The following is a 12299-nucleotide window of genomic DNA, read 5'->3' on the forward strand; positions in this document are numbered from 1 at the left end:
ATTTACATATCTGTTGCTACAAAAATAAAAATTATTATTAACCTGGCGGTTCCATGTTCCCTGTGGAGATGTCCTGACATCAGGGAAATCTCCTCATTCTTCGACAAGATATCGCCAAGGGCTGTGCTGTTTGTCAGCCCCAAAACCGGGATCATTGGGGAATGATCCCGGAAAAACAGCAGACGGGTGATTACCATGAAACAGACACTATATGATGGCAGCCGGAAGATGACGGTGAATACGAGATATGACGAATGCCTCTATCTCGCACCACGGCCGGTTTCTGACCAGCCGGATGTTAAGATAACCGGAAAAGATCTCTACATGCATATAGCAACCTCCCAGAACAAGAGTGTCACGTACTATCTCCATCTCTGGTCAACCAGCCGCACAGTCAAAGAAAAGATTCTGCCGCTGTCGCCTTCTATGGCAGACCGGTTCCTGAAAACCAAAGGACTTATCTGTAATCTCTTCCCGAAGAACGATCCTGTGGCAAACCTGTATGCATGGGGGTACGGGATCGCGGAAGAGTTCTGAGAATCAATGTATGCACATCCCGGTCCTGATAGATTCTCGGGACTTGGGGTAATTCCCGTAAATCGTTATGTCGTGAAAACTCACATTTTTCAGGATTTTCCCTACAAAGTCCCTTCAACTTATCAGAACCGCTCGTGATATGTCCCATGATTTGAGAGAAGTATTGTCACTTTTCAACAGTAATCGTTGTCAGTTTTACCGACTCGACTCCTTTCTGGGCCATCAGTTGTTCGGCCAGCATCTTGAGCAGTCCTCCCTCAGGCTCTGTAAAGTCTTCGGCAGGTTGTCAATCCTCTTCGGAGTGGTAATCTTTAGAATTGCCGACAACTTGACAGAACCCGTTTTAACCTAAACATACTATCCCGCTCCTATTAAAAAAGATTATTTGTTTTAACGCAAACAAAAATGATCAATTAAAATAGTACTAAAACAAGTAAATTTGTCAATCGCTATCCGGACGAACCGGTGCCTCTCCGTGGACTTCTCACCAGGTACTGTCAGGGCTTCAGTGCACCGGGTAACGATGCAGAGGTTTTGATGATGAAAAAAACAGAGCAGAACGAATCCGCAGTATCACCGGTTGTGGGTGTGATGCTCATGCTCGTGGTGACGATTATTATTGCAGCTGTTGTCTCCGCGTTTGCGGGGGGACTTGCCGGTACAAAGCAGGCGACGCCTCAGGCGTCAATTGATGTACAGATCCTGACTGGAGCCGACAACGGTATGGGTGGAACGACTGACAAGATGACCTTTACCGAACTGAGCGGGGATCCCATCCCGACAAAAGATCTCGCAATTGTTACGTACTACGTGAACAAGAGCGGAACGGTGTACCAGAACAAACAGACTCTGACAAGCCCCGGCTCTGATATTAATGGTTATGGGGATCTGTCCCACCTGGCCCGGGTTCCTGTCCTCAATGATATGAAATTAGGTTACGCCGGGGGCAATCCCGCTGTAGATTTCGGAAATTATACGTGGAGTACCGGGGAGATCATGAGCACGGTAGATACTGCAGGTACTGCGGATTTACTCGCAATCAATGACACGGCATCTTATGGACATGGAATCCGGGATCCTGATTTCGGAGCCGGTAGCGAAGTCCAGGTAAAGATCATCCATATCCCCAGCGGTCAGGTAATCTTCAACAAAGAGGTGATCGTCCAATGATCCAGCAAAAGGATGCAGCAGTATCACCGGTTGTGGGCGTCATGCTCATGCTCGTCGTTACCATTATCATTGCAGCGGTTGTTTCCGCATTTGCCGGTGGACTGGCAGGAGACCAGCACAAGACACCTCAGGTGAACCTTGCAGTGACCAGTGTTATACAGAGTATCGAGGGAACAATCGATCCAGCTACCTATGCTCTTACTTACCCATCGGGCTATTATGCAGCTAACGGGCTGAAGTTTGAAAACAACGGAGGAGATACCTTCTCCCTCAATGACATCGCGATCCAGTTGCAGAGCGAAGATACCACGTATACGATCCAGCCTACAGATGCACCAAATACCACTGCAACCGCGACGTATCCCGGGAGCATCCTGACACCGGGAATCACGAACGGAGGGTACTTCCAGAAGATTGGAAACACCTCCCTATCGGATACAACCATCGCACCGGGCGACGCTTTCATGCTTTATGCCGATGGCAATGCACAGGCTGTCACCTACACCTGGAGTGGTGGATCGTCTTCTTATTCTCCGGAAATTACCTGGGAGCCGGCTGGTGCGGTACATGGTTTTGGTGTATATCTCGGCACCAAACTTCAGTACAAAGTCATTGACAAAGCCAGCAGCCGGGTTATCTCAAGCGGGGAGCTGTTCCTGACACAGTAGTATGGAAAATGGGGAGAATATTCGTACACACTCCCTTTTTTTATCAAATCTGGAAAAAGGTCAATAATCCATGCCAAAATTCTTCGGATACAAACCGGCCGGCCCGACCCGGCAGGCAGTTGAGAAGTTCGAGAACGAGATCACGATCCGGCACAACAGCCAGCGGCTGGTCGGATCGGTGTATCTCGATATGCAGGACAATACCTGGGCAGTTGCCATTGCCTACAACCACTCCCGTGCCCCGGGACTTCACGGCCACGAGAACGCTCTTGAGGTGAGGTACTCGTACGCACCCGGGACCGGGAACACGGCGCAGATGTTCCGTTCCGACCCGCACGCAGTTATGGCACTCGATGCCGGACAGTTTGCCGATCCGGATAAATTTGCGATCTATGCCCTCGACCATGAACGGGGAATTGTCACCCATGCCGGCTGAAAAGAGGAGGAAAAAAGGCGTGTTGTCCCTTTTTACCGGTAATGCTGGTATTCACCGGGGAGATTGTTTCGGGGAGCCGGTTCTCATCCGGGGGGATGACGCTTCTGTCCGAATGAAAAAAACGTGCGGCGCTGCGAAACAGAACCGGCATGCGGAGATTTTAAGAATTCTTTATGGCCCGCGATAATGGATCTGATAGAAATGAAACATCCTTATGTATTCGCCATCCTTTTTCTCGCTCTTCTCTGTCTTGCAGCGGTACCGGCACTTGCTGCCATCCCCGCAAACCAGAACTCCACATTTGAACGTACCATAACCGACGATTCCGGCGCCGCGGTCACCATCCATGGCGAGCCGCAGCGGATCGTATCGCTTGCCCCGGCAAACACCGAGATCCTCTTTGCGCTCGGTCTTGGAGATCGCATTGTCGGGGTGACCGATTACTGTAACTATCCCCCGGCGGCAAAAACCAAGCCATCGATCGGGGGATACAGCACGGTCAGTGTTGAAAAGATAATAGCACTAAAGCCCGACCTGATTGTGGCATCGTACGGGAACGGTGCCGATGCGGTCCACCGGCTTGATACGCTCAACCAGACCGTGATCACGTTAAACCCGGCAAATATCACCGGGGTCCTTAATGACATTACCCTGGTGGGTTACGCAACGGGGACAGAAGATAATGCCACCTCTCTTGTAACTTCGCTGCAGGCGCGGATCGATGCGGTCGAACAGAACGCTTCGGCTATGGCCACGCACCCGAAAGTTGCCCATATTGTCTGGAATGATCCGCTGTACGTGAGCGGGAACGGGACATTTCAGGACGAGCTCATCACCATGGCCGGGGGTACCAATGCATTTGCCGACAAGCCGTACTGGGCAACCGTAAGCGCCGAGGAGTTTGTCGCAGCAGACCCGGATATCCTGATTGTCAACTCCGGCACGGGGATGGGTGGCAGCGAGGATGCAATTGCGCTTGCCCTGGAAAACGATACCCGGTTTGTCAATGTTGCGGCTATCAAAAACCACCACGTGTACGTGATCGATTCGGATATGGTTGATCGGGGCGGGCCACGGATCGTTGACGCCCTTGAGATCGTTGCCTCAGACATCCACGATGCAGAAGGAACCGGGGCGGGGGCCGCAGCAACGCCGACGCAGAAATCACCGGGCTTTGATGACATGCCGGCAGTTGCCGCTCTTGCAGCCGGGATGGTTGTTGCCCTGCGGCGAATGCAATAGGTCCGGGGACCGGCTGTTCAAACGGGGAAGGATACCCTACCACCCTCACACAAAATTAAATACACATACATACACAGAACTCCGTATGTCTACGAAAACCATCAGCATCACGGAAGAAGCATACGAGCGGTTAAAGAGCCTCAAAAATGACGAGGCCACCAGTTTCTCCGAGGTTATCGTAAAGTACTATCCGATCCGCAGGAAACTGTCCGATGTCCTTGAAGAGCTGGGGGACTGCACCGCCTTTGCAGATACCATAGGCAGGGTATCAAAGGAGATGCGGAAAACAAAAATACGAAACGTCAGGTTGTAACAATGCCGATAGCGGATACCTCGTTCATTGTTGACCTGATGAGAAAAGATCCCGGTGCGCTCGCCTGTTACCGGGCATATGAAGAGCAGGGGATAATCCTTTTTACAACCGGTATAACCGCTCTCGAACTCTACAAGGGAGCGTTTGTCTCAAAAGACGACCATAACCGGACCAGAGTACAGACTATCCTGGAATTGTTCATCGTGCTCCCGGTGGATGAATCGGTGTACGAGGCTTTTGGCAGGATTTCTGCAGGATTGTGCATAACAGGAAATCCTATCGGCGATTTCGATGAAGTGATCGCGGCACTCGCGCTCTGTAATGACAAAGAGATCATAACAAGGGATCATCATTTTGAAAAGATCCCTAACCTTTCCGTTATATCGTACTGACGTTTTTTTAAGGGTCTCCCGGGAGACAGTCCGGTCCTTTAGGGTATCCCAAAAATACAAGAATATTTTACTTAAATCAACTAAAACATAATTTATGCATAAGGGGTACGCGGTGATCCTAGGGCTGGCACTGCTTGCTGCTGCGGTGCTTGTGGTGAGCACCGGTTTTGGGCCGGCGGGCATCCCGTTCCTTGGCATGCCGGGCGGCGACACGGCATCGCTCATCCTCTTTGACATCCGGCTCCCGCGGGTAATTGCCGCAATGCTTGTGGGCGCCGGACTTGCCGCGGCCGGTGTGGTCATGCAGGCAATGTTCCGGAACTCCATGGCTGACCCGTACCTCCTTGGCACATCATCCGGCGGGGCGCTCGGGGCAAGCCTTGCCATTGTCCTTCTCGGCGGGGCATTCCACAGCGTCTTTGCCTTTGCCGGCTGCCTGATTGCATCCTTCCTCGTGTACGGCATTGCGCAGAAAGGAGGACGGGTAAAAACCGAACAGCTGCTCCTTACCGGGATCGCGATCTCGATGTTTTTCTCTGCAATCCTCTCCGCAGTCATGTATTCCTCGGGCCAGAACCTCCACCAGATCCTCTTCTGGCTCATGGGAGGGTTCTGGAATATCTCGTGGAGCGATGCGCTGCTGGGTCTTGCCGTCATTCCCGTCTCCCTTGTCCTGCTTCTCTACTCCCGCGAGCTCAATATCTTCTCCATGGGAGAAGACGACGCGATCCACCTTGGGGTGAACGTTAATCGGCTCAAGATCATTCTCCTTGCCCTCAGCTCGCTTGTCACCGGGATCTGTGTTGCCATTGCCGGCTGCATCGGGTTTGTGGGCCTCATTACACCCCATATTGTCCGGATCGCTGTCGGCCCGGACCACCGCTTCCTCCTCCCGGCCTCGATGCTTGCCGGCGGGATCCTCCTTGTCCTTGCAGACACCGTGGCCCGGACGGTGGGTAACGAGGTTCCCGTAGGTGTTGTCACTGCATTTATCGGAGCGCCGTTTTTCATCTGGCTCCTCAGGAAGAGGTACTCTGCATGATCGACATTGCCGGCCTTGACGTAAAGTACGGGGCAAAGAAAGTGCTCGATGCGATCACGTTAGCTGCGGACAAGGGCCGGTTTGTTGGGATCATCGGGCCAAACGGTTCCGGGAAGACAACGCTGTTGAAAACAATAAGCCGGGTACTTGAACCTTCAGCCGGGATAATAACCCTCGATACAATCCCGCTTGACCGGATGAAAAGCCGGGATCTTGCCCGCTCGCTTGCGGTTGTGCCGCAGGAGACCGGGACCGGCTTTGACTTTTCTGTCAGGGACGTAGTGCTGATGGGCCGGTATCCCTATATCGGCCGGTTCTCAAAAGAGACCGCTGAAGACGACCGCATCTGCTGCAGGGCCATGGAACTGACCGGGATCGCGCACCTTGCAGACCGCCCGATCACTGAGATCAGCGGCGGCGAACTCCAGCGAACCATCATCGCCCGTGCACTCGCCCAGCAGCCCCGCCACCTCCTGCTCGACGAGGCGACCTCACACCTGGACATCAGCCACCAGGTAGATATCCTTACCACCATCAAAAAACTCTCCAAAGAGATCGCGGTGATCGGCGTCTTCCACGACCTCAACCTCGCTGCGTACTTCTGCGACGAGATCATGGTGATACAATCGGGAAAGATCGTTGCGGCCGGTCCACCGGAGGAGATCCTGACCCCGGCGATGCTGCAGAGCATCTTTGATCTCGATGCATCGGTCAGCATCCACCCGGTCACCCACAAGCCGGTAATCGTTCCGCTCCCCAAAGGGATGTATAAAACCGGTGAAGATCCATGAAACCCATTCTTTCCTACGGCTGCTCAACATTCTGCTGCATGGACATGCCCCTTTCCGAAGCGCTGGCATTTGTGCGCACCAAGACCGATAGGATCGAGATCATTTCAGAGGGACTCCACGATCTCTTCCGGTACCACGAAGCCTGTGCGTCTGTGGATGCCCGGTACTCGGTCCATGCGCCGCTCTCGGATATCAACCTGGCAAGCACCAACGACCGTATCCGTACGGCCGGGCTTGCCGTAATCGACGATCTTTGCAGCATTTGTGATGCCATCCGGGCAGAGACCCTCGTGGTTCACCCCGGGTATTTTCCGTGGGAGAACATGTTTGGGATTTCGTATGCGGCACTCATGCACTCGCTGGATGATATTGCCGTACTCCAGAAGAAGCACGAGGTCCGGATCGGGATCGAGAACATGGGATCATGGGAGTGCCTTCACTTCCGGCAGCCGGATCTTCTTCCTGAACTCGAACGCCGGGACATCGGGTTTGTGCTGGACATCGGCCACGCCCGGCTCAACCATGCCCTCTGCATGTTTGCGGGAAAAAGCCGGCCCTGCCACATCCATCTCCACGATAATGGCGGGACCAATGATGACCATGCTGCATGCGGGAGCGGGACAATCGATTTCGCCCGGCTCCTGCCCCTTCTTCCTGCGTCGGCATCCCGGATCATCGAGTGCATGGACCCAAGGGCGTACGAGAAGAGCGTGGCGTACCTGTTGCAAGCAGAAGCAGCGATCTGCCGGGGAACATGAGAGAATGAGCGTATGCAGTACCACAAACCCCGCGATTGTACTATTTTGATCGGAAGATTGTCTCCACGTAAAAGAAGTGAAAGGGCAAATCAGCCAGCAAAAAATATGTTGTCAATCACTGCTGAAATTTTCGGCAGTGCACAGTTTTGAACAGCAAACAAAAAAAAATTCCCGGGCCAAACCGGATCTTTTTTTCTTCCCGGATCTTATCCGGGATCCGGTTATCTTTATCCGGTTACAAGGAGGTACACGGTGCCAGGAACCGTCCCCCCATCTCCGCAATCAGGGCTACACTTTTCCGGGCCCATATTGAGCCCGGATTGCCTTTCCGGACACCCCGTTTTCCGGTTCCACAGGAAATGGTGTCCACGCCCACGGAAAAAACGACAATTTGCCATTATTTTTTAAAACCGGCCAAAAAGAAGACTCTTCAAACCTGCAATACAGCGGGCTTTCTTTCGCCCCGGTTTTCCAGATGGGCCATTGGAGGGGGCCGGGGCAAAAAAGACCGCTATTGCGAAGAGTCTCCCGGAAAAAAGATCCTCATATTCGTGTTATTTCGGCCTTTTCGGGTGCCGGATGGGTAAATGCACAGGCCAGAATTAACCTCGATTCCCGGGCCATTGGTGGCCATTCTCTGACATCGAAAGCGGGCGATTTTCGGCAAACGGGGTGCAATTGGGGCCTCTTTTCCATGCGAACCCAAACGGACGGTTTTACGGGCTTTTCCGGCAGGGGCATGGATCAAAAAAGGGAAATCCGGGCTCAATATGGACGTATTTTCTCCCCGTCCCCGATACCCCCGGATACGGGTATTTCCTGCCAGGAGACCAGGAGGAATGAGAGCTTCCGGGCCGAATGAGTACCGGGGAGATCTCCGGGAAAATTAAAAAAAAAACGTTTACCTTCTCACGCAGTAGTACCCGCCGCGGAGGTGGTACTTGGTAAAGAGCGGGCAGGCGGGACAAAAGCAGCCGATCTCTTTCATGTTCTGTGCTGACGAAGCGCCGCAGCCGCAGAAGAGTTCTTTTGGCTCGTTCCTGCCAAGATCGTGCTTTTTGTAGTTCTGGCAGATGGTGCAGTACTTCCTGCAGATTTCCTTGTTCTCATCTGTTATCTCAACCGCGGGAGGCTTGCCTGATTCAAACATGCGAAAAAAGGGTAGGGCGTGATGATTAATAGATCTTACGGGGGAGTGCAGGAAGAGGTAACTTTCCTTTTGCGAACAAAAAAGATTATTTCCGGCAGAGATCGCAGAACCGTTCCACCACGCAGTCGTTTCTTACCTCAGGATGGAACATGACGCCGAAAACCGGCCGGTCCGGGTGCCGGATGGCCTGCACGCACCGGTCCGAGATCGCGGTCACGGTCCAGCCGGGCGGAAGGTCGCAGGCAAAAGAGTGCAGTTCGTACGCGTCAAATGAGCTGGATTCGCCAAGGAGCGGATCGGGCTCGCAGACCCGGACCGTGGTCATCCCGATCTCACATTCCTCGCGGAGCGTGCCCCCGTACGCGATGCAGAGTGCCTGCATCCCGGCGCAGATCCCAAGGACGGGAACGCCGGCGTCTTTGAGCCACGCAAAATCCCCCGGCTGTTCTGCAAAGCAGTTGTCCCGAAGTGCGGTCCCGCAGAGGATGATCCCCCGGGCATCGCGGATGCCTGCCGTGTCTGCAGCGGAAAAATGGAGTTCATTCCACACTTCCCCGGTGCGGGAGACGATCCGTGCCACCGGGCCTACGAACTCATCGCGCGAGAGGGAGTTGGGTTTCCACGAAAGATCAATAAGGAGGATCATTTTTCCTCCAGCACGGCCTTTTTTACCCGGAAAAATCCCCGGTGGTTTGCGTACTCTTTTTCAGATTCAATGATTGCGATCCGTTTTTTGAACAACGGGCAGTCGAGCACAAGCGTCTCGTACTCTCCGCCCTCGCCGGTCAGGGTGATCCGGTGGGATCGGGCGTACTGCTGCAGGTCAAACAGGGCCCGGGCATCAATCTCCCTTCCCAGCCAGTTTTCCGGGAACGGGGCAGCAAAGACCCCGGTAATAATGGCAGTAAAGCCGGAACTGATAAGTTCCTTCATGTACAGTTCCGGGTCCACGTACCAGAGCGGGTTAAAACACCAGAGTCCGAGGTCCCGGCAGATCCGCTGGACCCGGGAAGCCTGGTACACCGACATGAGAGCGCCGGTCACCACACCTTCGATACCGTACTGTTCTGCCGCAAGAGCGATCGCACGGGAAAGATCGGAAAGCTCGGCCTCCTCGATTCCCTCGGTCTCCACACTGACCAGCGGGAGCCCGGCAGCTTCAGCCTGGAGCGGGACAAGGTGAATGGCAGGGGTGTGGAACATGTAGCTCGCTTCGTTTCTGGAACGAACCGAGATGAGGCAGGAAACGGTCTCCTTCTGCATGGCAAGATGGCAGGCAAACCACGAGTCTTTCCCCCCCGAGCAGAGCACACCAAGCTTCATTCCAGTTGTACTCGGCAGTCCTGCCAGATGAATCTCACTCTAAAAAAATCGTGGTTCAGGAGAAAAGTGCGTGAAGGTTTATCCGGGTCTGCCCGAGTTTTCCCTCAAAGTTCGAGGCACCAATGCAGCTGACCTTTCCGGTTGCCGCGGCAGCCCGGATTCCCTCACGCATTGCCCCGGCAATTGCGGCCTCATCAAAGCCGTTGATCACGATCTCGTATACCGCGCCCACGCCGTCAGGGACAAGCGAGTCCGGAATTTTATTTTTAAGCGCCGGGCACCAGCGGTGGTTCGTGCTTGCCGGCATCGGGAACCGGTAATTCTTACACCCGACTTTCGATCCACTCCCGACAATCCCTCCGGGAAAACTTGCGATTATCCCGGGCGTGCCGGCGACCTTTGCCATCGCCGCCTCTGCCCCGGAAAGTGCCGCAGCCCGGTCCTCTGCCATGACAAGGAAGTTCCCGCCGGCAATCCCTTTCATAAGCCCGAAGCGCTCCTCGCCGGTGTACCAGCCTTCCATCACCGGGATCTTCCAGCACTGCCGGCCGCCGACCACACATCGCTCTTCGTAGGTGTCGCCAAAGTAATGCATCCGGGTGTAGAACCGGTCCTTTGCAGCGGGAAGCCCGTCGAATGCGGACGCGGTCGGGGCCGGAAGGATGCACTGGCTGACCCGTGCGGCAACCTGCGCCTTCATCTCCTTCTTCTCGGTACAGATCAGGATTGAGTATCCGGGCCGCTTGTCCGGGGTCTCGCCCCGGGCAAGGGGCCGCTCGATTCCGGCCTCACAGGGGCAGGCGATCTTCGATGTTGCAAACCCCGTTGCCTCGGCGGCGGCAGCAAGCGCCCACCCGGGAGTGTCCGCGGTCACAAGGACCCTTGAAATCCAGACCGGGAATGCCTCGGCAAAGGTGTCAAGGATAACGGCCCCGCCGATCTCCATGGTCCGCTCACCTCCCATCGTACACAATCCCGTCTTCAGTAACGATCAGGTCCATCTTTATATCGTTCTCATCGACCGGCAGGTGCTCCATCTCCTGGCATCCGAACGCGACCCCGATCTTTACGAGATCCGGGTTCTGCGCAAGGAACCGGTCGTAATATCCTGCCCCGTACCCGATCCGGCCGCCGGTCCGGTCAAAACCGAGCATCGGGAGGACGATTACATCAACATCTTTGGGGTTAGCCGGGATCTCGCTCCCGATCGGCTCGGGCACGCCAAAAGTGCTGGGCACAAGCGCTGCCATGGTGCGGAGGTACGAGAGCCGGAGGCTCACATCCGCTTTCTGGATGATCGGCACAACCACGGGGTTTTTTTCTGCAAACAGGGCCTCGATGAGGGGTTGTGTGTTGACCTCTTTTTCTTTTGATGTAAAGACCATCACGGTCTGGCCGGTGGCGATAAGCAGCATGAGATGCCGGGCGACAAGCTCGCTCTTTTCGAGGCGCTCCTGTTGGGTCATCGCCTCTTTTCTCGCACGCAGGATGTCCCGCACCCGGGCCTTCTCTTCGCTCATGGGTAGTCAGTACCACACCGGCGTATTTATGGCTTGGGTTTGTCCCATAGGGTATATGCCGGCGAATCTGCCCTTGTTTACCCCGGGATGGGAAAAGTATTCCGGGAAAGTGATGCAGGTTCCAGCCTGCAAAAAAAAGATCGTTTTGGCCGGGACCGGATAATCCCCGGGGCGGATCTCATGCCTTTTTTTGTGCGGTCATAAGAAAGATAGTAAATGTCCGGGTCTTCCCATCGGCCCCGGTCTTGTGCATGACCGCCGCGGTCCGGTTCTGTACAGCAGTAAAACCGGCAGCCTCGAAATATTTCTGCATTGTGCACCGGTCAAAGCCGTTATGGAACACCCCCTCGGAGGAATCATGGAACTTTCCCTCATCGGAATCGAGATCCGCGATCGCGATCCGGCCGCCGGGCCTGAGGATCCGTGCCATCTCGACAAGGACCGGCACCGGATCCCGCAGGTGGTGGAAGGTCATGGAACTGGTCACCAGATCCACCGGCCCGGGGAGTTTATCGCCTTTCTCCAGATCCACAAGAGCTGTCCGCATCGCGAGGCCCTGTGCTGCAATTTTTTTGTCCAGCACATCCAGCATACCTCTCGAGCTGTCGACCGCTGTGACAGAGCGGACACCGGGGAGGAGTGCGAGGGAGAGCAGGCCGGTCCCGCACCCGAAGTCCAGCACTTCGGTCTCCGGCCCCGGCTTTGTGGTCTCCCGGATCGCCCGCGCCACATCCTGCGCCATCTTCACCCGGCCCGGGTTCTCATCCCAGGTTGCCGCTGCTGCATCAAAATTGCGTTCCTTGCCGTCCATGGGTTGCCGGGGAGGTAGGACTGGATAAGTGAAATAACCCGTGGGTCCCTTTCATGCCGCCACTCCGTATCCCGGCCATGAAAACAGCGGAATTACCCGGTGAGCCGGGCAAACAAAGATAAAATGGAAATTAATAAATGCGAGAT

General features: G+C 54.8%; 17 protein-coding genes. 10 read left to right on the forward strand and 7 right to left on the reverse strand.

The features are described 5' to 3' along the window. Positions 1–2 precede the first annotated feature (2 nt). Positions 3–197 carry a hypothetical protein gene (locus MBOO_RS13845; protein WP_048068303.1) on the reverse strand — a complete coding sequence of 65 codons (195 nt, stop codon included), beginning with the start codon at positions 195–197 and terminating at the stop codon, positions 3–5. Here MBOO_RS13845 and MBOO_RS05120 point away from each other — a divergent pair. The 10 genes from MBOO_RS05120 to MBOO_RS05170 all read left to right on the forward strand — a co-directional run bounded on the left by MBOO_RS05120 (position 196) and on the right by MBOO_RS05170 (position 7349). Beyond that, entirely contained in the window at positions 196–537 is a 342-nt protein-coding gene (locus MBOO_RS05120) for a hypothetical protein (protein ID WP_048068304.1), read from the forward strand. The genes MBOO_RS13845 and MBOO_RS05120 overlap by 2 nt on opposite strands. A gap of 537 nt (positions 538–1074) precedes the next feature. Next, complete coding sequence (locus MBOO_RS05125) at positions 1075–1707, forward strand: type IV pilin N-terminal domain-containing protein (protein WP_012106525.1); 633 nt, start codon at positions 1075–1077, stop codon at positions 1705–1707. Further along, on the forward strand, positions 1704–2375 hold the full coding sequence (locus MBOO_RS05130; RefSeq protein ID WP_012106526.1) for a type IV pilin N-terminal domain-containing protein: 672 nt from the start codon (positions 1704–1706) through the stop codon (positions 2373–2375). The genes MBOO_RS05125 and MBOO_RS05130 overlap by 4 nt, the downstream gene beginning before the upstream one ends. A 70-nt stretch (positions 2376–2445) precedes the next feature. Further along, complete coding sequence (locus MBOO_RS05135) at positions 2446–2811, forward strand: hypothetical protein (protein WP_012106527.1); 366 nt, start codon at positions 2446–2448, stop codon at positions 2809–2811. Positions 2812–3012: 201 nt separating this feature from the next. Beyond that, positions 3013–4053 (forward strand): ABC transporter substrate-binding protein, encoded by a 1041-nt coding sequence (locus tag MBOO_RS05145; RefSeq protein WP_157677604.1) that lies wholly within the window; start codon positions 3013–3015, stop codon positions 4051–4053. Positions 4054–4138: 85 nt separating this feature from the next. Then, the gene (locus MBOO_RS05150; RefSeq protein ID WP_012106529.1) at positions 4139–4366 is read left to right on the forward strand and encodes an antitoxin VapB family protein; all 228 of its coding nucleotides are present in this window, start codon (positions 4139–4141) and stop codon (positions 4364–4366) included. A gap of 2 nt (positions 4367–4368) precedes the next feature. Next, positions 4369–4758, forward strand: a complete 390-nt coding sequence (locus MBOO_RS05155) for a type II toxin-antitoxin system VapC family toxin (protein ID WP_012106530.1) — start codon at positions 4369–4371, stop codon at positions 4756–4758. A 94-nt stretch (positions 4759–4852) separates the two neighbouring features. After that, positions 4853–5800 carry a FecCD family ABC transporter permease gene (locus MBOO_RS05160; protein ID WP_012106531.1) on the forward strand — a complete coding sequence of 316 codons (948 nt, stop codon included), beginning with the start codon at positions 4853–4855 and terminating at the stop codon, positions 5798–5800. Next, complete coding sequence (locus MBOO_RS05165; protein WP_012106532.1) at positions 5797–6591, forward strand: ABC transporter ATP-binding protein; 795 nt, start codon at positions 5797–5799, stop codon at positions 6589–6591. Before MBOO_RS05160 ends, MBOO_RS05165 begins: the two co-directional genes overlap by 4 nt. Continuing rightward, positions 6588–7349 (forward strand): sugar phosphate isomerase/epimerase family protein, encoded by a 762-nt coding sequence (locus tag MBOO_RS05170; RefSeq protein WP_012106533.1) that lies wholly within the window; start codon positions 6588–6590, stop codon positions 7347–7349. The genes MBOO_RS05165 and MBOO_RS05170 overlap by 4 nt, the downstream gene beginning before the upstream one ends. 901 nt (positions 7350–8250) lie before the next feature. Here MBOO_RS05170 and MBOO_RS05175 read toward each other — a convergent pair. From MBOO_RS05175 to MBOO_RS05200, 6 genes are all read right to left on the reverse strand, one after another. Further along, positions 8251–8499: a DUF2769 domain-containing protein gene (locus MBOO_RS05175; protein WP_012106535.1), complete on the reverse strand. Its 249-nt coding sequence runs from the start codon at positions 8497–8499 to the stop codon at positions 8251–8253. 85 nt (positions 8500–8584) lie between these two features. Next, complete coding sequence (locus tag MBOO_RS05180) at positions 8585–9145, reverse strand: type 1 glutamine amidotransferase (RefSeq protein WP_012106536.1); 561 nt, start codon at positions 9143–9145, stop codon at positions 8585–8587. Continuing rightward, complete coding sequence (locus MBOO_RS05185) at positions 9142–9822, reverse strand: diphthine--ammonia ligase (RefSeq protein ID WP_012106537.1); 681 nt, start codon at positions 9820–9822, stop codon at positions 9142–9144. The genes MBOO_RS05180 and MBOO_RS05185 overlap by 4 nt, the downstream gene beginning before the upstream one ends. 55 nt (positions 9823–9877) lie before the next feature. Further along, entirely contained in the window at positions 9878–10786 is a 909-nt protein-coding gene (gene fhcD, locus MBOO_RS05190; protein WP_012106538.1) for a formylmethanofuran--tetrahydromethanopterin N-formyltransferase, read from the reverse strand. Then, entirely contained in the window at positions 10776–11342 is a 567-nt protein-coding gene (locus MBOO_RS05195; RefSeq protein ID WP_012106539.1) for a 5-formyltetrahydrofolate cyclo-ligase, read from the reverse strand. Before MBOO_RS05195 ends, fhcD begins: the two co-directional genes overlap by 11 nt. Positions 11343–11520: 178 nt before the next feature. Beyond that, the gene (locus MBOO_RS05200) at positions 11521–12153 is read right to left on the reverse strand and encodes a class I SAM-dependent methyltransferase (protein WP_012106540.1); all 633 of its coding nucleotides are present in this window, start codon (positions 12151–12153) and stop codon (positions 11521–11523) included. Positions 12154–12299: the final 146 nt, after the last annotated feature.

The organism is Methanoregula boonei 6A8, from assembly GCF_000017625.1.
GTDB lineage: Archaea > Halobacteriota > Methanomicrobia > Methanomicrobiales > Methanospirillaceae > Methanoregula > Methanoregula boonei.